This window comes from Mesorhizobium sp. J18 (genome assembly GCF_007829525.1).
Taxonomy (GTDB): domain Bacteria; phylum Pseudomonadota; class Alphaproteobacteria; order Rhizobiales; family Rhizobiaceae; genus VLJP01.
Window position 1 is genome coordinate 1 of sequence record NZ_VLJP01000018.1, and the last position, 21,191, is coordinate 21,191.

Sequence of the window (21,191 nt, forward strand, 5' to 3'; positions counted from 1 at the left end):
CCAGCGCCCTTGCGGGCGTATCGATCGTGACTTCCTGCCCCATGAACTCGATCGTTCCGGAGGTCGGCTGGTGCACGCCCGCAAGCGTCTTGACCAGCGTGGATTTGCCCGCACCGTTATCGCCTACCAGCGCCACAACCTCGCCCGCATAAACATCGAGATCAATGTCGGTCAGTGCAGAGACCGCACCGAATTGCTTGGAAATGCCCCGCAGACGCAAGATCGGCTCGCCTCGCGGAGAGCTGTCGGCCGGCGATGCGGTCATACGCGCGTTCCTCCTCATGGCTGGTTTTGCGCCCGCTTGTCTTAACCGAGCGGGCGCCTCCTTCGCGATTTCAGAATAAGGCTCGTGCAGGATTTATTCCAGAATGCCGAGTTCCCTGCAGGGCGCCTCATACTCGCCCGTGCAGATCTCCTCGGGAGTCTGGATACCCTTGTCGAAGATCTCGGCCTTGATGTTCTCCTTCGTCACCACAGCGGGCACGAAGAGTTCGGCGGGAGTATCGTAAAGGGTCGTCTTGGGTTCGGGGGTTTCACCCTTGAGGAAAGCCACGGCGACTTCGGCAGCAGCCCGGGCGACGATCTCCGAGGGCTTGGAGATGGTATTGTACTGATCGCCCGCTATGATCAATTGCAGGGCAGCGATCGTCGCATCATTACCGGTAACCGGCGGCAGCGGATCGACACCCGCAGCTTTCAGCGCCGCAATGGCGCCGCCCGCAGTGCCGTCATTGGCCGCGACAATGCCGACGATGTCGGAGCCGAAACGGGTGATCTGGCCTGCCGTCCATTCCTGCGCCTTCGGCGGAGCCCAATCCGGCGTGTCATATTCGGCCAGCGTCTTGTATTCGGAGCCGTCGAGGGCGGAATCGATGCCGTCCCGGATCAGGCCGGCGGCGGCATCGGTGGGCGAACCGTTGATCTGAAGCACTCCGGAACCGGCCGGAACACCCTCGGCCTTCAGATGGTCCACGAGGGACTGCGCGATCGCCTGGCCGATACCCTTGTTATCGAATGACACATAGTAATCGGCCGGCGTATCGGGGATCGGGCGGTCATAGGCGATGACCTTCACATCCTGGGAGTGCGCGATTTCCACGAGCGCGGCGGCAGCAGAGGAATCCACCGGGTCGAGCACGACGATCTTGGCGCCCTGTGCGATCACGGAATTGAACTGCTGCTGCTGCAGGGCAACATCCGCATTCGCATTCTGGTAGATCACGGTGCAGTCGGGGCAAAGCTCCGCCATCGCCGTCTTGAAGCCGGGGAAATCATGTTCCTCATAGCGGGTGGATGCCTGATCAGGCATCAGAAAGGCGATCGTGGCCGCTTCCTGCGCGCCGAGGCCTCCCGAAAGGCTTGCCATGGCCAGGCTTGTCGCGCCGGCGAACATTAGGATTCGGTTCATTTGGGCATCTCCTCCAGTTCTCCATGCCGAGGCCGGGAGCACCTGCTAGCCGTTGCCAAGAATGCATTTCCAACCGGGTATCGGCCTCCCTGCCACCGATTTTTGCCGGCAGTCACTGCCGCGCCTACCCGGTTGCACCATCGATTGCACAAGCCTGCTCAATCGATGAAGCTAAGATTGTTGTTCCTTCGCTTTGGTGTCAAGATCAAATCGAACAGGAGGATGAGAGCGTGGACAACGGACGTCGCGCCGACGATGGCGCCGGGCAGACGGCGAAAAGAACGACCATTTACGACATTGCCGAAATCGCCGGGACGTCTCCCAGCGCTGTGAGCGCCGTGCTGAACGGAACCTGGAAGAAGCGCCGGATCAGCGAAAGGCTGGCGGAGCGGATCACCCGGATCGCCGAGGAGCAGGGTTATGCCCTCAACCTTCAGGCAAGCGTGCTGCGGCGGGAACGCTCCAACATCGTCGGCATGATCATGCCGAAATATGACAACCGCTATTTCGGCGCCATTGCAGAACAATTCGAGGCTCGCACCCGCCGGCGCGGCCTCTTCCCCGTGATCACCTGCACCCAGCGCGAGCCGGAACTGGAACTGGAGGCGGCACGGGCGCTCGTCTCCTACCAGGTGGACTGGCTGATCGCGACCGGCGCCACGGATCCCGACCGCATCAGCGCCTTTTGCGCCTCGGCCGGCGTCCCCACCTTCAACCTCGATCTTCCGGGAAGCCTCGCGCCCTCCGTGGTGTCCGACAATTTCGCGGGCGCGCGCGATCTGACGCGCCTCATCATTTCCCGCGCGCATGCGGAATTCGGGAGGAGCGAGCCGCTTTATTTCATCGGCGGCCGCTCCAGTGACCACAACACGGCGGAGCGGCTGCGCGGCTTCCTCGAAGCCCATGCCGAGATCGGACTGGACGTGCCGGCAGATCGCATCATCATAAGAGGCTATGGAGCCGAAAAGGCCGAATCAACTCTTGAAGGCATGGACCTGCCACAGCGTTTTGGCATCTTTGTCAACTCCACAATCACCCTGGAAGGCGTGGTCCGCTGGATGCAGCGCAACAATCGCGGAGGCGAATCCGGCCTCCGTTTCGGCTGCTTCGACTGGGACCCCTTCGCGGCCCGCCTTCCCGAAAATGTCGGCATGGCCGAGCAGGACGTGAGCCGCATGCTGGAAGCGGTGTTCGAATTGATAGACGCGCAGCCAGCAGGCAATGTCCTTCGCCAGATCCCCTGCATCCTGAGGGCGCCGTAAATTACCGATAGCCGAGGGAGGAGATGCCGTGCCTGGCGGGGGACGGCATATGACCGGCGGCTCTTGAGCTTCGATCGCCTCTACATCCGGCTGCCGCTGGCCCCTGCCCCAGAACCAGGATGCTCAGATGGAGCATTAAGGTTTGGTGACCGGTTGGCATTGAGAGGCGCATTGTTCACTTGATGTGATACAGCTCCTCCAGTGGCGGGCTTTCGAGATAATTGCTTATAGTCCAAGGGAGTTTGAAGTGTAAATCCACCATTTTCAAGTCTTTCTGTTCGCTCACCTGAATCTGGGTGACGTTTACATAAATAGCACTCCTAAGCTGCCGCAAGATGCCCTCGGAATGACCAATGGATACACATGTCATCAAAAAGTATACCCAAAGCGCCGATAGTCCTCGGCATATATGTCCCAGACCAATTGCCGTGTCGTTTCGTTTTCATAATCCTTACGAACTTTTGACGCGCTAACACTGTGTTCTTGCCCAAGAATAACAGGCGGCTTCCTCCACCATCCATTGCGCTTCTGGATCAAGCCGAGAACATGATCAAAGTCGTGGGTAAAGCTCTCAAGACGGCCAATAAAATCGAAATCGATCTCTTCTGCCATCAACGATCCAGTCAATGTACGCCAATGAAGATCGCGCTCATTGTCGGGTTGACAAGCCACAGCCTGCAGAAATTCTTCAAAACTCCATTGTGCATCCAGCGAAGCCTTGCCAACAGGTGCGTAGGGGAGCAATGACTTCATATGGCCAAATTGCTCTCGGACTACAATCTTATTGAGATAGGCTGACAGTACCCGGTTGAACGGCTCTCTCACGAACGTGAACTTGAGGAAGCGAGGATTTTCAAGCAGGTCCCAAAATTGCGCGTTACTCAATTCCATTGGAGAAACAAGTGGATTGGGATAAAGTTTTCCGTTCCAACGTCGGTTAGTGTCTAACTGCGCGATATCCGCCACTGGGTATTTCTTATTTTCATATTCTTTGACTGCCAACGTGCGGCGAATGGTTTGACTAGCAACTTTCGCGGGAGAGAAGCAAATATATTCATTCGGATAGGAAATGAATACGATTTTATGAAGGACAATTCGACCGTATTTTTGGTGTAGATTGGGTCGCTCTCCCGGCATCGCTGTCATTCCAGCAAACCTCCGTTCTTAGGGCCTGGTTTCGTTGGCCAGGCAGAGTTTTTTAGTTTTTCAATTTTAGATTGCAAGATTGATTTTTACAACCTTATGGACTATTGCCCCACGGCAGTGAAGCAACCATCCACCAAAGTAGGGGGCACCGACGGATGGCCAAACTGTCTGTTATCATACCTTTGCGCGCGAACGAGAACATCGACGTGATCGAGCGTCTGTGCTGGAAAGCAATTCCCGAAGACTCTCAGATTGAAGTGGTCATTTCGGATGATGGCAGCTCAAACGCACGAGCTATCAAATCTCTCTGCAATTCACGCGGATGGAGATATGTCCGACTACGTACGGCAGATGCGCCTTTTTCGCTTTCGCGGGCGCGCAATGCCGGTATACGTGCAGCGATGGGAGAATACTTATACTTTGAAGACGTCGACTTCCTGCACCGCGGCGACTTCTATCAAAATCTATTAGATTTGCTCCCATCTTTTGATGAAGCACCATTTAATTTCGCGTCGATACCTACCCTTTTCCTAACTGACAATGCATCGAACAAACTAATAGAAAATATTACCGATAGAAAGGAGTTCGATCGGATATTTACCTCTTATATTCAGCGCCTTCCGTTTACAAATCCCGACGAACCTAATGACCTTTGCAATAGCTATGCAATTATTGGATCGAATATCTTACTGAGACGAGATCTCTGTTTTCACATAGGCCTGTTTGATGAATTCTTCAATGGCTGGGGCGGAGAGGACCGCGATTTCGTGTTCAGGCTACTTCACCATAATAGTCATCTATTACGCCCAGCAAACTTTTCTTCAACTAAGAACTGGAAACCGCATCGAACAAATGCTTTTGAGGGTTGGCGTTCAGTCTATCGACTCCACGGCGATTGGCTCAAAAGCCTCGGCATCTATGCGGTTCATATCTACCATCCCGAAAATGCCTGGAAGGAGCCAGAGATCCGCCGCCTTAATTTCGAGTATGCAGAAAGAAAAGCAACGGAAATTGAAACTGGACGCCGTAAAATAGATCCGATTCCCTTTCCGGGTAAGGAGCCTCTGAACATTTTCATCGGGCGCAACCCGGTCTTTTATAACGATCAGATAATGCAGGCACTGGGCAACGTTAAAGTTGCCGATCCACTTCAGACCATCCCACCCGCCACGTTCGCTGCGGATGTAAAAGCAGATAATCCAGCAAGAGTTTTCTTTCAGAATCCCTACGGAAATGAATGGTTACGGGAAGTTTGGGCACTTCTGAAAGACGCTGACATCCCCTGTTTTTGCGCCGAGCGCGGAGCGCTGCCATGGTCCATCTACTTTGACAAGAATGGATTCTGTTGTGAAAGCCAGTCCTATCGCCGCGAACTTTGGGACAAATCAGCTCCTGTCGATGCAATGCAATACCTGATGAGGTTACGTCAAAGTGCAGAATTCTTAGAGCCACAAGGCAATAAACCTATCTTTGATCTTACAAATAATCTGGATCCAGATAAGAAAACAGTACTTGTTCTTCTTCAAAGCCTAACAGATACGACTACTTTGCATTTCTGCCATCCGTTAAATAACTACTCAGAGTTTTTAGATACAATACGCGAAATTGATTATATCAAAAAATATAACATTCTTATTAAAAACCACCCCTTAAACAAAATACACCCCATTCATGATGTAGGTATCCAAGTCGATGAATACTCTTTATATGATCTTTTTGATATATCTGAATCGGTAATTACTCTTAATTCTGGGGCAGGATTGCTTGCACTTGCGGCCGGGCGGCAAGTTATAAATTTGGGGACCTCTTTTTATGCACAAGAAGGTCTCGCTCAGAGTGCCAGCACTATAGGAAGCATTCTAGAAATTCTGGAGAGCGGAATCGCTCCTAGCCAGGACGACGTTAACCGATTTTACGGCTATCTCCTCAATGACTTCTATTCTTTCGCCTCTTGGCAATATGGCTCGCGCGATGCAAGTGACCGAACCAAACTTTCAATTATGAAAGAAATTAGATTTAGAGATATTAAAATCGATGATATCAGAAAGAGTGTCAAAAAGAAAGAATTGGAGAAATATTCTCTGATAATGGATCCTTTTTCATACTACTTTTTTGTATCTAGGAAAAAAGATACAAGAGAGTTATTTACGAAATCTGATTCCAGAATCTCAACTAAAGCGAACTCAACCAAGACAAATCCGACACCGTTGCCGACCGCAAAAGAATCAGGTCTTTTGACGGGGCAGATTCTGCCACCAGCCAAACAAATTAATGGATACCAAAGTGTTTCTGCGGATGCGGCTATTACTCAATCTCGATCTATCGAAAAGATACAAAGGTCTGTCCGATTTAGGGTTTACAGCACTCTTTACGGCGCCTTCTTAACTAAAGGACAACGTATGCGTCTAAAAGAAGATCCCATCGACTTCTTTCAACGCGCGCGTCATCCAGCATCCAGACTCGGACGATCTATATTCAGGAAACAAATAGAAGTCTAAGTATACGGTACCGTTTATCGGTATATAGCAGTGACTTAAATATCCCATACCGCCTTGCAAGCTTGATGTTTTAAGGTGCATGAGTACCTCCATCTCCTCACCACAGGTTCTATAACCATAGCCCTCCCCCTGCTTGCTCACTCACCGCCGTCAGGAACGGCGGTGTCTCGGCAGGTATCCCGGAATATGCGAAATGCGCGCTCCGGGCAGGTCGGTCATGTGGGCTCCGCGCGTCCGAACCTCGACGAGCGGCATCACCTTTTCGGCAAAGTCCGAGATCGCCTGCTGCGTATCGAGTCCATGGACCATGAATTCGCTCACGCCGATATCGGAATAGGCGGSGAGCCGGCGAGCGATCCCGGCCGGATCGCCGGGCAGACACACGACCTCGGATTCGCCCTCCTCGGCGGTCGGCGAAGACGGTCCCTGCATTCCGAACCGGGAGACATCCACCGGCAGCGCAAAGCTGATCTTGCCGCCGCGGCCGAATTCGGACGCCGCAACGCGCAGCCGCTCCATAAGCCGGACCAGGCCCAGCGGATTGGCCGGAGGCAGTTCGAAGACGTCCGCATGCCGGCCCGCAACCTTGAGCGAGGTGCCGGAAAGCCCGGTCATCCTGAGCGGGAGGGATGCCGCATAAGGGCTCTTGCGACCCACGAATCCGTCCTTCACCCGATGATAAGCGCCTTCATAGTCGAAGGGCTCGTCATTCGACCACAGCCGCTTCAGCAGCATGAGATATTCGTCGGTGCGCGCCATGAGCTCGGCATGGGCGAGCGATACGAATTCGGCATGGGCCAGAGACGTATCGCCGCTGTCTTCCTCATATGAGGCCTCGGACGGGATGCGCAGCGACACGCGACCGCCGGCGGTTCTGTCGATCGCAGCGATCTGCTGAGCAGCCGCGACGGGCGACACGACGCCAGCCCAATGCGTCACCACGATATCGAGAGACCGCGTCTGGCGGGCCGTCTGTCCGGCCAGGTCGAGATTGGAAAGGATGCCGCCGATATCGTCTATGACGACCCGGCTGAATCCAACCTCTTCCAGCAATTCCAGCATGTTCCGCGCTTCGTCGATCTCAAAAAACGACGCATCACCTTCCGAACCGAAACTCGTCCTGGGCACATAAGTGAATTCGATGGTCATGGCGTTTCTCCTCCGCCTGATGCCCGCGAACGGGCCATGTGCTCGATGCGCGTTGCCTGCCGGTCTTTTGCCGCCCTTCTCAAGGGATGATCCCCAGGACGACTGCGGCGGTAAACCCGAAGGAAAGCAGGAAGATCAGATAAGCCACGAGCGCCCCGCCCGTCGCCGGAACCATCTGCATCTCACCCTGCCGTCGGGTATCGGTGGATTGCCGGATGCTCATCGGGCGATCTCCTTTCCGGCTCGCCAGAGGCGAGCGGCAGATTTGCGATGGATGGCAGGCGCCTTCAACCGTTCGAGGCACAGCGCCCGTAGGATGAAGGCCGCCGCCGCATAGGTGACCTCGCGGCCATCCGGTTCGCCGGCGAGATCGCCGGTGATCGACCGGACGGCCTCCAGTGAACGGATGGGCAGGATGTCGTTGCAAGTCCTCATCCGCCCGAAGATCGAGCTGATCGGGACGAGCCTTCCCTCGAATTCGACGGCAGGCTCTTTCGTCCCCGGCTTCCAGTCCTCATAAGCTTCGATGGCCTCCTGAAACGCCAGATGCAGGAAGATCGGCGCGTGGCCTTCATGAAGTGCGGGCAGAACTCGTGTCATGGCAGTCTCCTGTCATGGTTTTGGATCGTGACTCACGGCCCGACGGGCAGCAAACTCCAAGCTGCACCAAGTCGTTGCAGGTCAACGATTGTCGATGGAATGGGCTGGCGCCCCGGGAACTCGGCCTCTTGTCAAACCATCCCCAGGACGCCGCCATGGCATCTGGGAGCGTTCCCGGCCCTTGCCGGAAGGTATGCTGCACTCTGCGTCATCGTCACCTCCTGGATCCTGCATCCGGCAGGATTCGATTCATTGGCGATAGGCGGCAGTTGTCGAAAGGTAAGAGGAAAGCGAGGACCTGTCAACTAATGTCTATAGAATTAGTAGTGATTAAGTGGATAACCCTCGCCGGGGCAATCCCTGCGTTCCAAGGCCATAGCGGCGCGGCCATCGAGCAAATTTCCGGTGGCAGCAGGCAAAACCGCGGACAAACCCGCACGGGATCAGGCAAGCGTTGAGCCAGCGGGATATCATTTCAGTTCCGGTCGAAATACCCTCCGTCTCTCGCATGTTCTCGATCCAGGCCGGGCTTGGTCTTTGACATTGCAGGGAAATCCATGTTCCAGATGGAACACATTTCCTAGGGAAAACCAGCCGGGATGCCTATTTCGCGGCGTTCACCATCTTCCAGTGGCGGCCATCGGGCGCTAACTCTTTTTTTACCGTGTTTTCAACCGTTGGTGGCGTGGGGTTTCAAGCGGTTCCAAAACCCGGTCCAACCCGTAGTTGTCGTTTTTCCCATCAAATGGAGCGATGAGAAGAGATGGATGAGACGGAACGCACAGGTGTGCTGCAGATCACCGCGCGCATCGTCAAGGCGTTTGCCGCCCGGAACAGGTTGACCACGTCCGATCTGTTCGACCTGATAGAAAGCGTATCCAGTACGATCACCGTCCTCGGCAACCCTGAGGCAAAGCCGGCAGCCGAGAAGCGGCGTCCTGCGGTACCGATCAAAGACTCCATCACGCCGGAATACATCATTTCGCTAGAGGACGGTCAGAAGTTCCGTTCTCTCCGGCGTCATCTGATGCAAAAGCACGGCCTCACCCCGGAGCAATACCGCATCCGCTGGAATCTTCCCGCCGATTATCCGATGGTAGCCCCGGAATATGCCCAGAAGCGTTCGAAGATTGCGAAAAAGGCGCGGCAGGAACAATTGAAGGGCTTGAGCAAGGATTCATGAACCGCGCTTTTGTGCGGTCACCCTTTCAGCGGATGTCGCGACCTGCAAAGGCCATGCGATCCTGATGGTCGCGAAAGCGCGCGGCGGCCTCGGTGCGATTGTGAGCGCCGAGCTTGCTGATGATGTTGTGCAGATGGATCTTCACCGTATGTTCGGACAGACGGAACTCCGCGGCGATTGTCTTGTTCTGCATGCCGCGCGAGACCATTTCCAGGATCTGATATTCCCTGCTCGTCAGATCGGCCAGACGCTCGCTCGTGCCGTTCAGACCGCCCGGTCGGATTCCCGAATTATGGCCGTCGCTCATTCTCCTGGCATGCAAGTGGAACATGCCGGTCGGAAAATATTCGCCGCCGCGCAGCATCAGCCCGATGACCGAAAGCCAGACATCGAGCTTCAGGTTCATCGGCAGAACGCCGCGCACGAGGCGGGAGCCGAATATCTCCGCCAATGAGTAGGACGGATTGTGACTGTCGAGTTCAAGCAGCGCGGTCAGCGCCGTCGGATGCTGGCGTGCGAGTTCGGCAGATGCTTCTTCCGCCGACCGCAGAAGGGCCGGATCGACAAGGATCAGCGCCACCATGTGGCCGAAGGAAGCGCATGCCTCCTCGATTGTTTCCACCTGCCTTACCGTTACCCAAGGATATTCCCGCTCAAGCGACCAGACCAGACATTCCGGCACCGTACCCTGTGCGGCAATGAACAGGACAACGCGCCTGGGCTCTGCATGGGCCCGCGGCCCGCCCGCCGCGCGGATTCCGGGCTCCCTGCAATTCTCGACGTCCGGTTCGGGCATGCGTCACCTTTGGAATTGTTTCGTTCAGTCCGGCCTCGCCGTCATGAATCCTATATCCAAATAGCAACGCAAAGACATAGATCGGTCGATTTAGGAAATCTCCCGATATGACATCATTGTGGCCGAGCTTCAGCTTTACCGCGAAAGCGGTAAAAGGATGAACCTCTATCTATTTGCACCTTTCCATTACCCATTTTTGCTTTCTTCATGTTCCTTTGTTTTCGCAAAGAGGATGAAGCTGGACCATGCTGGCCAATCCCGCCACTCCCTAAAATGATCAGCACGGGCGTGGTTTCCTTCTAGTCGAACGGTTTAGGCGATCTTGGCCGCCGGCGAAGCCAAGGAGGCACGTCCACACGCTCCGACCAAGGGAGTAGGTGGACGGTATATGGCGGGTTTTCTCCCTCGCCATTGTGCTTAGAAACACTCACGCCGACATCGCCGGACCGCCTCCAATTAAGCAGTGCTCCACCCTCGCCTCGCAGTTTGTATGAGGCCCGAGCGTCTGTCTCCCACTTCTCAAGCTTTGCGTAAATCCGCAGACTGCAAGTGCCCAGGACCCGCCATGGGGGCGCGGTTCCAGCCGGATGGCAGGTGGAGCATTTTGATGGGTGGATCACGCCTTTTCGCATCGAGCCAGTTCGTCCGGCTGCTGGTAGCTGGCACCGCATTCTGTGCCATATCCGGCATCTCGCTTACACAAGCTGCGGCCCAGCTTGCCCCACAGACCAAGCTGCGCCTTACCGTCGTGAAATGGAATCCGACCGAGGGCGAATATCAGCGTTGGGACGCCCTTGGAGGCGAGTTCGCAGTAACCTCCGAGGGCACGATCGTCCTGCCGGTGATCGGTGCCGTCGCAGTCGGCGAACTCAACAGCTCTGACCTCGCCGACGCAATCGCTACAAGGCTCCAGGATCAGATCGGGCTTGTGCGCAAGCCGGACACGACGGTGGAGATCGTCGAATTTCCCCCGGTCTATGTGGTGGGCGACGTCAATGCGCCAGGCCAATACCAGTTCCGCTCCGGCATGACGGTGCTGCAGACGCTGGCCCTGGCCGGCGGCGAATATCGCGATGCAGAGGGAACGAAATCGCAGGAGCAGATACGGCTCATCAGTGAACTGCAGAGCACCGACAACGAAATCCTGCGCAGCCAGTCAAAGATCGCGCGGCTCGAGGCCGAACTCACCGGCGCAAGCACCATAGCCTTTCCGCCCGTGCCCGCGACCGGACCGTTGGCGAAGCTGGCCGCACAAGTCTACGCGAAGGAGAAGATCATCTTCAAGGCGCGCGCCAACGGGCTGGAGCGGCAGGCCAAGTCGCTCTCCGAACTGCGCGATCTCCTGAGTGCCGAGATCGACGTATTGAACGAGAAGATCAAGGCAGCCGACCTCGGCATCGCCTCCGGCGAGAAGGAATTGGCTGGCGTCAAGACGCTTGTCGAAAAAGGCATCGCTATCGCCTCGCGCCAGTCGGATCTGGAGCGACTCCTGGCAGGTTTCCGCGCCGACCGGCTCGATCAGGTCACGGCTGTCATGCGTGCCCGGCAGAGCATAACGGAGGCCACGCGCAGCCTGGAAGGGCTTCGTGACCAGTTTCAGACCGACGTCGCTGCGGAACTCCAGCGCGAGGAAGCCAGTCTCGACCAGTTACGCTTCAAGCGCGACATGGCGCAGAAGCTGTTGCTCGAAACCCTCGCCTCGCAATCAACGGCTGGCCTTCCCGGCGAGGACCGGACGGTCGAATTCACGATCACCAGGAAGAAGGCAGGCGATGCCAGCGAGATCGAAGCAGACGAAGCCACGGTGCTTTTGCCGGGCGATGTCCTCAAGGTGAGCTTTCTGCCGTCGCAGAAGCCGGAGGACATCGGTCAGTAATCGGAAGCCGACGGACGTTGCTGTTATTTGGGGGCGCAATGAAGGGTATTTTTCTCGCCGGGGGTAGCGGCACGCGGCTTTATCCGAGCAGCATCGCGGAAGGGTCCTACGCCGACGTGTTTGACATCCCCGTCGCGGATCATTCCTCCAAGGTCAGGCGGCCCACGAATTCCCGTCTTTCCGGCGACAAATTCGAAGCAACATTCGGATGGCAATTGCCGGACTGGCACTTGAGCGCAGAGACGGCAGCGCGGCGGCTGGTTCCCGAGAGCCGCAAGGTCTAGGACCGATGGCAATCGCAAGCCAGACCGGCGAACAGACCTATACCCAGATCCTGAAATCGACCGTCATGATCGGCGGCTCATCTCTGGTGAATATCCTCTTCGCCATCATCCGCAACAAGGCGATGGCCATACTGCTGGGGCCTGGCGGCGTCGGCCTGATGGGACTTTACACCTCGATCGCCGACCTGACGCAAACCCTTGCCGGCTTCGGCGTGCAATCGAGCGGCGTCCGTCAGATCGCCGAAGCGGCAGGCAGCGCCGACGAAAACCGCATCGCGCGCACGGCGACCGTGCTCAGGCGCATCTCGGTCGTGCTTGGGCTCATCGGTGCGCTGCTTCTTGCGGGCTTCGCCATGCCGGTGGCGCGCCTCACCTTCGAGGATAACGCCCATGGGGCAGGCGTCCTGCTCCTTGCCGCCGCTGTCTTCTTCAGGCTCATCTCGGCCGGACAGATGGCGCTGATCCAGGGAATGCGGAGGATCGGCGATCTCGCCCGCATCAACATGCTGGCGGCCCTGTTCAGCACGGTCATCAGTATTCCACTGGTCTACTGGTTCGGCGAGCAGGGCATCGTGCCCGCTCTGGTCGCCATGGCCGCCGTCTCAGTGGCCACATCCTGGTGGTATGCGCGCAAGGTCCGGATACCGGCACCGAAGATGTCGGTGCGCGAGGTCCGGGATGAAACGGCAGCTCTGATGAAGCTCGGCATCGTCTTCATGGCGAGCGCAGTGCTGACGGTGGGTGCAGCCTATGCCGTGCGCATCATCGTCCTGAAGCATGAGGGTGTGGATGCGGCCGGTCTCTATCAGGCGGCCTGGGCGCTCGGCGGCCTCTATGCCAGCTTCATCCTGCAGGCCATGGGCACAGACTTCTACCCGCGCCTTACCGCGGTTGCCGACGACCATCCCGAATGCAACAGGCTCGTCAACGAGCAGGCGCAGATCAGCATGCTACTGGCCGGTCCCGGCGTGCTCGGCACGCTGACGGTGGCACCTTTCGTCGTCACACTCTTCTATTCTGCCGAATTCGCCCCGGCCGTCGATCTGCTGCGCTGGATATGCCTCGGCATGATGCTCCGGATCATCGCCTGGCCGATGGGCTTCATCGTGCTTGCCAAGGGCGCGCGGCAGATCTTCTTCTGGACCGAGGTGGCAGCGACGGTGGTGCATGTCGGGCTTGCCTGGCTGCTGGTGCCGCTGATCGGACCGGACGGCGCGGGCGTCGCCTTCTTCGGCCTCTATGTCTGGCACGGCGTGCTGATCTATCTCATCGCCGGCAGGTTGAGCGGCTTCCGCTGGTCGACGGAGAATGTGAAGTTGGGCCTCGTCTTCCTGCCGGCATCGGCCGCAGTCTTCGGCGCGTTCTATCTGCTGCCGTTCTGGCAGGCGACGGCAGCGGGGGCGTTAGTTACCGGTATAGCCGGCATCTATTCGCTGCGTTTGCTCCTGACGCTGCTGCCGCCCGAATCCCTGCCGACGCCGCTTCGCGTCCTGGCGGTGCGGGTAAATCGAGCAGTTCGGTGACTCGCTTAGCCGCCGGCGCTCAGAATATCCTTGAGCGTATCGGCCACATAATCTAGGTCGGCATCATCCATTTGTGCATAGAGCGGCAGGATGATCGCATGCTCCTGCGCGGCGACGCTGCGTTCCATGCCTGAAGCGATGCGTGAAGAAGCACCGTCGGAATAGGCTGGTTCCAGATGGGCGTTCATGATGCCGCGCCGTGTCGATACGCCCCGATCGAGAAGCGCCTGCATCACCGCCGGCTGGTCGCTTCTGGCAGGCAGCTTTACGCAATAGCTCTGCCAATTGCTGCGCGCCCAGGCCGGCTCCTTCGGTAGGCAGAGGCCGGAAACGCCCTCGAGCCGGTGCCGATAGCCGGCGGCGAGCGCGCGGCGCTGGGCGATGATCTCCGACAGCCGCGCAAGCTGCTCGCGCCCGACGGCGGCCTGCATGTCGGTCATGCGGTAATTGTAGCCAAGTTCCGGATAGGCTTCGAAGACGACATCGCGCGAACCGTGCCGCACAGTGTCGCTGACGCTCATGGAATGCTGGCGCCAGAGGCGGAATTTCGCATCGTATTCGGGATTGGCAGTCGTCAACATGCCGCCGTCGCCGGTTGTGACCACCTTGCGCGGATGGAAGGAGAAGCAGGCGATGTCGCCATGCGGCTTTCCGATCTTCTCCCACTTACCATCGAAGAGGATTTCGCTGCCCGTCGCGCAGGCCGCGTCCTCGATCACCGGCAGGCCGTGGCGAGCCGCAATCGCAAGGATACGCTTCAGGTCGCAGGGCATGCCGAGTTGGTGCACGCACAGGATGGCTTTCGTCGCCGGCGTGATCGCGGCTTCAATGAGATCGGGATCAATGTTGAAGCCGTCCGCCTCGATATCGACGAAAACCGGCACCGCATCGCAATAGCGGATGGCGTTGGCCGTCGCGATGAAGGAATGACTGACGGTGATGACCTCATGCCCCGGCCCGACGCCGACTGCCCTCAAAGCCAGATGCAGCGCCGTCGTGCAATTCGACACCGCGCAGGCATATGGCGCACCGGTGAACCCGGCGAAATCCTTTTCGAAAACAGCTACTTCCGGCCCTTGTGTCACCCAACCCGAGAGGATGACGCGACGCGCGGCTTCCGCCTCGCGCTCGTCAAGCACCGGCCGTGCCACAGGTATTTTCCTGAACGCGCGCGTCATGCCGCCGCCTCCGCCGCAAGTGCGCGCTCGGTCCGCCACCAGGCGACGAGGTCGCGCAGGCCATCATCGAGTTCCACCTCGGCTTCGAAGCCGAGCAGCCGCTTCGTCTTGCTGATGTCGGCATGGCGGCGCGTTACGGCATTCACCTTGCGCGCCGGCGCATGCTGAGGCTCGACGGTCGAACCCATGATGCGGATCAGCTTGTCGGCCAGTTCACGCAGGCTCGTTTCCGCGCCGCTCGCGACGTTGAAGACCTCATCGGTGACGTCTGACTTCGCGGCCAAGACATTGGCGCGGGCGATGTCATGCACATGGACGAAATCCATGGTCTGCAAGCCGTCGCCATGGATTAGCGGCGGCTGGCCGGCGGCGATCCGCTCCATCCAGCGGATCAGCACCTCCGTATAGACGCCATGGACGTCCATGCGCGGCCCGTAGACGTTGAAGTAGCGCAGCGCGACATAGTCGAGCCCGTACATCTCGTTGAAGGAGCGCAGGAGCCCCTCGTTGAAGGTCTTGGCCGCGCCGTAGATGGTGCGGTTGTTGTAGGGGTGATGGTTCTCGTCTGTCGGAAAGATTTCAGCAAGCCCGAGCACGGAGGCCGAGGATGCAGCCACGACCTTCTTCACGCCGGCATTTACCGCCGCCTCCAGCACGTCGAAGGTGCCGGCGGCCAGAACGTCGAAAGCAAGCCTCGGCTCCTCGGCGCACTGCGTGATGCGGATGGCGGCCTGATGGAAGACGATGTCCACGCCCTCGAACAATTCCGCCAGAAGCGGCCGGTCGCGGATGTCGCCCTCGACGATGGTCAGCGGCATGACGCGCATCGCCTCTGCCAGGTTCTCGCGCCGCCCGCGGACGAAATTGTCGAGAATGATGATCTCGCTCGGCCCCTCGCGCGCTGTCAGATCGGCGATGTGCGAGCCGATGAGACCGGCACCGCCGGTGATCAAAATCCGCTTGTCTTTCATTGCCTTGCCCACTCGCCTTGCGAAACCGATTCAGAGACTTCATGTCGATCGCGCCAGCGCAGGAACCGTGCCGGCACACCTGCCACGATGGAGAAGGGTTCCACATCCTCGGTCACCACTGCCCCCGCCCCAACGATCGCGCCCTTACCCACCGTCACGCCCGGAAGGATGGTGGCATTGGTGCCGATATCGGCCCATGCCTCGATGCGGACCGGGCGGATTTCGAGATCAGTGGCGACGATCGGGACGTCGATGGGAAAGCCGGTATGCGCGGAACCCAATACCTTGGCGCCCGGCCCCCAGCCGACATGCTCCTCCAGCACCAGGTCACGCGCGTCGAAATAGGCTTGCGGACCGATCCACACGTGATCGCCGATCACGCATGTGCCGTCGAAACGGCCCTGGATATAGGCCTGCGCGCCGATGAAGACGCCGTTGCCGATCTCGAATGTCTCGGGATGCTTGAAGCCGGCGCCGCTGCTCACCTGCAGCCCCTGCCCGCAGCTTATGGCCAGCGCGCGCAGGATCGATCGCCGCATCATCGCGTCCAGAAAACCGTCACCGTTCACGAAGCGTGCATAAAGCTCGATAAGCCCTGACGTCCCGTAGGATGTTTTCAACGCCTGCGAAAGGCCGCTTTCGAACTCCGGATCGGCAGGCGCCTGCCGCCGGCCATGGACCGCCTCGACGATACGGCCGGGCCGCTTGGGCTCATGCTGCATAGGCGACCCCGTCTATGGCCGCGGCCACCCATTCTACCTGCTCGGCATTCATTTCGGGATAGATGGGCAGCGAGAGCACTTGCCTTGCAGCCGCCTCCGACTCCGGGAAATCGCCTGCCCTGTGGCCGAGATCGGCATGCGCCTTTTGAAGATGGACGGGGATCGGATAATGCAGACCGGTGGGGATACCGGCCGCAATGAGACGGTGTTGCAAGCCGTCCCGATCACCCGTCCGAACCGCATAGATGTGATAGACATGCCGGCGGTCCGGCAGTTCCGCGGGCTTTATTACCGAGGGCGAGGTGGAAAGCAGCCGCGAATAGTGCCGCGCATGCCGGCGCCGCGCCTCGGTCCAGTCTTCGAGATATCTGAGCTTCACGCGCAATACTGCGCCCTGGATGCCGTCCATACGGTAATTGAAGCCCTTCAGGACATGGTGATAGCGCCGTTCCTGCCCCCAGTCGCGCAGCATACGGATCTGTCTCATCTGCTCGTCGTCACTGGTCACGACCATTCCGCCTTCGCCGCAGGCACCAAGATTCTTGCCGGGATAGAAGCTGAAGCAGCCTGAGAGGCCGACGGAGCCGGCGCGCCGCCCCCTATATTCGGCGCCATGCGCCTGGCAGGCATCCTCGATGACAGGCAATCCGTGCCTCTCCGCGATCTCCATGATCGCATCCATCTCCGCCATCTGGCCGTAGAGATGGACTGGCAGGATCGCTTTGGTTCGGGGCGTGATTGCCGCCTGGATTGCGGCAGGGTCCATGGTGAAAGTGACCGGGTCGATATCGACAAAGACCGGTCGTGCGCCCGTGTAGCTGATGGCCGATACACTGGCGACGAAGGTGAAAGGCACGGTGATCACCTCGCAGCCCGGCCCGACACCGGCGGCAAGCAGCGCCAGATGCAGGGCGCTGGTGCCGGTATTGACGGCGATCGCATGCTTCACGCCGCAATAGGCCGCGAATTCATCCTCGAAAGCCGCAACCTCGTCGCCCAGCACATAAGCGCCGGAAGCCAGCACCTTCAGCACTGCCGCGTCGAGCTCGTCCTTGATGCTGACATATTGCGCCTTGAGATCGAGAAAGGGCATCATGCCACGCACCTCGCCTGTTCAAGCTCAATGACACGGCCGCGCTGCGTTAGTGAAAGGGTGGCCGCTTCCAGTATCCTGACCACACGCAGGCCCGCCTGACCGTCGGCCTCGGGCGTTTCGGCCCGATCGATGCAATCGACGAATTGGCGCAGCTCGGAGGCGAGCGCCTCGGTTACATTCAGGTGCGGCGCCCACATGTCGCCGGTGCGATAGCCGACCAGCATCTGATAGACCTTCTCGCCGTTCTTCTGCGGATTGCCGTTGAGGGTGATGCCCTTGTCGTAGACCTTGATCTTCTCGCTCGGCTCCAGATCGTCGTAGACGATCATTTTCCGACTGCCGCCGATCAGCGTCCGGCGCACCTTCACCGGCGCCAGCCAGTTCACATGGACATGGGCGATCAGCTTGGAATCGAAGAAGAGGTTGAGATAGGCGATGTTCTCCGGCTCGCCGGCGACGTGGCTCATGCCGGTGGCCGAGACAGCGACAGCCTTCTCCTGCAAGACGAAATCCATGATCGAAAGGTCGTGCACCGCCAGGTCCCACACGACGCTCACATCATGCTGGAAAAGCCCGAGATTCACGCGCACGGAATCATAGTAATAGACCTCGCCCAATCCGTCCTGCACGATCTCGCGCAGCTTGCGGACGGCACCGGTATGGATGAAGGTGTGGTCGACGGCGAGCACCAGCCTTCGTTTGGCCGCCTCGTCGACAAGCCTCTGCGCCTCTTCCACCGTCGAGGCGATAGGCTTTTCCACGAAGACATGCTTGCCGGCCATAAGCGCCCGCATGGCAAGCCGGAAATGGGAGGAAACCGGCGTGGCGATCGCAATTGCATCGATGCGCGGATCGCGTAGCAGCGCCTCGAAATCGTCCGTGATTTCGACCGCGGGATAACGGTCGCGCACGGCGGACAGACGCTCCAGCCTCAGATCGCAGACCGAGATAAGCTTCGCACCTGCGGTCTCGGAGAAGTTGCGGACGAGGTTCGGCCCCCAATAGCCGTATCCGACGACGCCGATCCCAATCATAACGCGCCTCCGCTAACCACGCGCGGCGAAACCGTGCTGCCCGTCGTGCCGACTATCTTCGCCGGCACGCCCGCGACGATGGCGAAGTCCGGCACGTCCTGGGTCACCACCGCGCCGGCGCCCACCAGCGCCTCGCGCCCGATCGTCACGCCCGGCAGAATGGTCGCGTTGCTGCCGATCGAGGCCCGCCGGCGCACCCTTGTCGGGATCACGGACCAGTCTTCCTCGGTCTGCAGATTACCGTCGCTGTTGACGGCCTGTGGATAGAGATCGTTGGTGAACATGACGCCGTGACCGATAAAGACGCCGTCCTCCAGCGACACGCCTTCGCAGATGAAGGAATGACTGGAGATCTTGCAGTTGCGGCCGATCTCGGCGTTCTTCTGGATTTCCACGAAGGCGCCGATGCGCGTACCCGCACCGATCGTGCAGCCATAAAGATTGACCAGGTCCCGATGATGAATGACGACATCATCACCCAGGACGACATTCGAAGCGATCATCCTGCCCCACTCCCGTTCCGCAGAACCCGCGGCCCAAAGCCCGAATACATGACGGAAGCAGATTGCTTTTCGCCAAGCCGGTAAAGGACAGAAAATTCGGTAGCGCCGCCGTCGAAAGGCTTATGAGGTTTAGGATCCACTCCACCCGAAGCAGAGCCGGGCGGCGGGCGACGTAGGTCCGTTCTGCGAGCGATCGCCAGGCGCTAAGCCGGTAGGACTATCGGGCTAGACGACCTTCTGTCTTGCATTATCGGCTCGCATTTCCAGCATTGGAACCGGATGACCAGGGTCAGGGGAGCCGTCGTTTGGGGACATTGCCGATCGGAACGGAACAGTTTCTGGCGGCCAACAGCGATGCCTATGAATGGCTGTTGGGCGAGATCGGGATGCGCTCGAATCTTTCGAAGCCGGAAACCGTTCTGCGCAAGATCGAAGCCGCCGCCCAGTTCGCGGCCACGTCCCACACGGGCCGCTTCGCCGACGGCGCCATCGAAAACCTCGCCCTGCATATCGGGGCAGAGCTAAAGGAGCCTGCCGAGAGCGACGGCGACGAACCGGTCGAGCCCGATAACGTCCGCCGCGTCCTGCATTATATCGACCGCGTCAGCAGCATAGGCGGCCACACCCGCACTCTGATGCATTGGGCGCGTGAGGATCATACGTCCCGCCATTCGATCGTGCTCGCCTTTCAGGACGATGTTCCGATACCGCCGGGCGTCAAGGAGGCGATAAGTCGAAGCGGCGGCACGATAACGAGGCTGCCCGAAACCTCTTCGCGCATGGAACGCGCGCTTTTCCTACGGCGTCTGGCGAGACGGGATGCCGATCTCGTCGTGCTCCATCATTCCGCCTGGGATGTACTGCCTGTCGTCGCCTTTGCGGTCGGCGGGCTGCCGCCGGKGGCGGKGSTGAATCATGCCGAACACATATTCTGGCTCGGCAGTTCGGTGACCGACCTCGTAATCAATCTGCGCAGCGCTTCCATTTCCCATTCGCTTGACAGACGCTTCCTGCAGCGCGGCGTCGTCCTTCCTGTTCCGCTGGCCCACCCTCCGGTGCTACCGGACAATAAGGCTGTCCGTCACGAGCTTGGCATGGGAGAAGACGAGGTCGTCCTGATCAGTGTCGGGAGGGCCGAGAAATACCGGTCCTGCGGCGAACATGATTTCGTAGCGGTGGCAGCATCGATCCTTGACCGCGAGTCGAGGGCGCATCTCTACGTCGTCGGAGAAAGCGCGGAAGGGATTGCCCGTCACATCGCCGGCCCATTGCATCCGCGTCTGCATTTCGTCGGGGAAATCGAGGACCCTTCCGCTTACCGCGCGGCGGCCGACATCTATCTTGAAAGCTTCCCTTTCGGCTCGCAAACAGCACTGCTGGAAGCGGCGCTGGCTGGCCTGCCGGTCGTGCCCGCCCCCGCACCCCTCAGCCCCTTGCTCGTCGCCAATGACGACGCGCTTTGGGAAATCCTTTCCAATCCTGCCAGCCGGGAGGACTATATCGAGCGCGCTGTTACTCTGATGCGGGAACCGGAAAAGCGTAAGGCGCTGGGAAACGCACTGCGGGAGCGGCTGCTTGCCCGCAATGTCGGTGCAGGATGGTTGGACAGGCTTGGTCTCGTCTATGCGCAGACGGATGCGCTCATCCATTCACCGCATCCCATTCCGGCGGCTGCAAGCCTTGCCGAGGAAGGCGATCTCGGCCTCTGTCTCTGGCAGGTCATGTCGGGCCGCAGCGCGCCTGCCACTGTCCGGCACAGCGAACTAAGCCCTTCGGTCACCCATGGCACATTCGCAAGACAGCGTGTCGGAGACTTCCGCACCGCGCGGCGCAAGGTGCTGGAGGTGCTGGCCAGAGCTCCGCATCGTCCTTCCACATGGCACTTGGCCGTCTTTGCGCTGCGCAGTCACGTCGGGGCGGGCCTGCGCTGGATCAGAAGCCATCGTCCGCTGCTTCGGTAAT

The 21,191-nt window shown here is 58.9% G+C and carries 20 protein-coding genes; 7 read left to right on the top strand and 13 right to left on the bottom strand.

Annotation, left to right across the window (positions count from 1 at the left end):
• On the bottom strand, positions 1-265 hold a 265-nt coding region (locus tag L598_RS08840; RefSeq protein WP_144861690.1), incomplete at its 3' end, for an ATP-binding cassette domain-containing protein.
• Positions 266-358: 93 nt separating this feature from the next.
• Entirely contained in the window at positions 359-1,366 is a 1,008-nt protein-coding gene (locus tag L598_RS08845; protein WP_246658692.1) for a sugar ABC transporter substrate-binding protein, read from the bottom strand.
• Positions 1,367-1,638: 272 nt separating this feature from the next.
• On the opposite strand from L598_RS08845, the gene L598_RS08850 reads away from it, so the two are divergent.
• Entirely contained in the window at positions 1,639-2,670 is a 1,032-nt protein-coding gene (locus L598_RS08850; RefSeq protein ID WP_246658688.1) for a LacI family DNA-binding transcriptional regulator, read from the top strand.
• A gap of 369 nt (positions 2,671-3,039) precedes the next feature.
• On the opposite strand, the gene L598_RS08855 is transcribed toward L598_RS08850, so the two are convergent.
• On the bottom strand, positions 3,040-3,816 hold the full coding sequence (locus tag L598_RS08855) for a sulfotransferase family protein (RefSeq protein WP_144861696.1): 777 nt from the start codon (positions 3,814-3,816) through the stop codon (positions 3,040-3,042).
• A 155-nt stretch (positions 3,817-3,971) separates the two neighbouring features.
• On the opposite strand from L598_RS08855, the gene L598_RS08860 reads away from it, so the two are divergent.
• Complete coding sequence (locus L598_RS08860) at positions 3,972-6,314, top strand: glycosyltransferase (RefSeq protein WP_144861699.1); 2,343 nt, start codon at positions 3,972-3,974, stop codon at positions 6,312-6,314.
• Between the two features lie 150 nt (positions 6,315-6,464).
• On the opposite strand, the gene L598_RS08865 is transcribed toward L598_RS08860, so the two are convergent.
• The 3 genes from L598_RS08865 to L598_RS08870 form a co-directional block, all read right to left on the bottom strand.
• Positions 6,465-7,463, bottom strand: coding sequence for an LLM class flavin-dependent oxidoreductase (locus tag L598_RS08865; protein WP_144861701.1), 999 nt, complete (start codon positions 7,461-7,463; stop codon positions 6,465-6,467).
• 79 nt (positions 7,464-7,542) lie between these two features.
• Positions 7,543-7,686 carry a hypothetical protein gene (locus tag L598_RS21400; protein WP_186444969.1) on the bottom strand — a complete coding sequence of 48 codons (144 nt, stop codon included), beginning with the start codon at positions 7,684-7,686 and terminating at the stop codon, positions 7,543-7,545.
• On the bottom strand, positions 7,683-8,063 hold the full coding sequence (locus L598_RS08870; RefSeq protein ID WP_186444970.1) for a hypothetical protein: 381 nt from the start codon (positions 8,061-8,063) through the stop codon (positions 7,683-7,685). Before L598_RS08870 ends, L598_RS21400 begins: the two co-directional genes overlap by 4 nt.
• Positions 8,064-8,850: 787 nt before the next feature.
• On the opposite strand from L598_RS08870, the gene L598_RS08875 reads away from it, so the two are divergent.
• Positions 8,851-9,246 carry a MucR family transcriptional regulator gene (locus tag L598_RS08875; protein ID WP_348642744.1) on the top strand — a complete coding sequence of 132 codons (396 nt, stop codon included), beginning with the start codon at positions 8,851-8,853 and terminating at the stop codon, positions 9,244-9,246.
• 25 nt (positions 9,247-9,271) lie between these two features.
• Here L598_RS08875 and L598_RS08880 read toward each other — a convergent pair whose 3' ends face one another.
• Entirely contained in the window at positions 9,272-10,042 is a 771-nt protein-coding gene (locus tag L598_RS08880) for a response regulator transcription factor (RefSeq protein WP_144861705.1), read from the bottom strand.
• A 607-nt stretch (positions 10,043-10,649) separates the two neighbouring features.
• Here L598_RS08880 and L598_RS08885 point away from each other — a divergent pair.
• The 3 genes from L598_RS08885 to L598_RS08895 are packed head-to-tail and all read left to right on the top strand — an operon-like array spanning position 10,650 to position 13,725.
• Positions 10,650-11,918 (top strand): polysaccharide biosynthesis/export family protein, encoded by a 1,269-nt coding sequence (locus L598_RS08885; protein WP_186444971.1) that lies wholly within the window; start codon positions 10,650-10,652, stop codon positions 11,916-11,918.
• Positions 11,919-11,956: 38 nt separating this feature from the next.
• Entirely contained in the window at positions 11,957-12,202 is a 246-nt protein-coding gene (locus tag L598_RS08890) for a sugar nucleotide-binding protein (RefSeq protein WP_144861708.1), read from the top strand.
• A 5-nt stretch (positions 12,203-12,207) separates the two neighbouring features.
• Complete coding sequence (locus L598_RS08895) at positions 12,208-13,725, top strand: O-antigen translocase (protein WP_144861710.1); 1,518 nt, start codon at positions 12,208-12,210, stop codon at positions 13,723-13,725.
• A gap of 5 nt (positions 13,726-13,730) precedes the next feature.
• Here the strand turns inward: L598_RS08895 and L598_RS08900 are convergent, their stop codons facing one another.
• From L598_RS08900 to L598_RS08925, 6 genes are read right to left on the bottom strand one after another with little or no spacing between them, the layout of a single operon-like run.
• Complete coding sequence (locus tag L598_RS08900) at positions 13,731-14,903, bottom strand: DegT/DnrJ/EryC1/StrS family aminotransferase (protein WP_144861712.1); 1,173 nt, start codon at positions 14,901-14,903, stop codon at positions 13,731-13,733.
• A complete protein-coding gene (locus L598_RS08905; RefSeq protein ID WP_144861714.1) occupies positions 14,900-15,874 on the bottom strand; it encodes an NAD-dependent epimerase/dehydratase family protein in 975 nt (324 codons plus the stop codon). The genes L598_RS08900 and L598_RS08905 overlap by 4 nt, the downstream gene beginning before the upstream one ends.
• On the bottom strand, positions 15,871-16,596 hold the full coding sequence (locus L598_RS08910; RefSeq protein WP_144861716.1) for an acyltransferase: 726 nt from the start codon (positions 16,594-16,596) through the stop codon (positions 15,871-15,873). The genes L598_RS08905 and L598_RS08910 overlap by 4 nt, the downstream gene beginning before the upstream one ends.
• A complete protein-coding gene (locus tag L598_RS08915) occupies positions 16,586-17,692 on the bottom strand; it encodes a DegT/DnrJ/EryC1/StrS family aminotransferase (RefSeq protein ID WP_144861718.1) in 1,107 nt (368 codons plus the stop codon). Before L598_RS08915 ends, L598_RS08910 begins: the two co-directional genes overlap by 11 nt.
• Complete coding sequence (locus L598_RS08920) at positions 17,689-18,726, bottom strand: Gfo/Idh/MocA family oxidoreductase (protein ID WP_144861720.1); 1,038 nt, start codon at positions 18,724-18,726, stop codon at positions 17,689-17,691. The genes L598_RS08915 and L598_RS08920 overlap by 4 nt, the downstream gene beginning before the upstream one ends.
• Positions 18,723-19,229 carry an acyltransferase gene (locus L598_RS08925; protein ID WP_144861722.1) on the bottom strand — a complete coding sequence of 169 codons (507 nt, stop codon included), beginning with the start codon at positions 19,227-19,229 and terminating at the stop codon, positions 18,723-18,725. The genes L598_RS08920 and L598_RS08925 overlap by 4 nt, the downstream gene beginning before the upstream one ends.
• Before the next feature lie 305 nt (positions 19,230-19,534).
• On the opposite strand from L598_RS08925, the gene L598_RS08930 reads away from it, so the two are divergent.
• Positions 19,535-21,190 carry a glycosyltransferase gene (locus L598_RS08930; RefSeq protein ID WP_144861724.1) on the top strand — a complete coding sequence of 552 codons (1,656 nt, stop codon included), beginning with the start codon at positions 19,535-19,537 and terminating at the stop codon, positions 21,188-21,190.
• The last annotated feature ends 1 nt before the right edge of the window (position 21,191 follow it).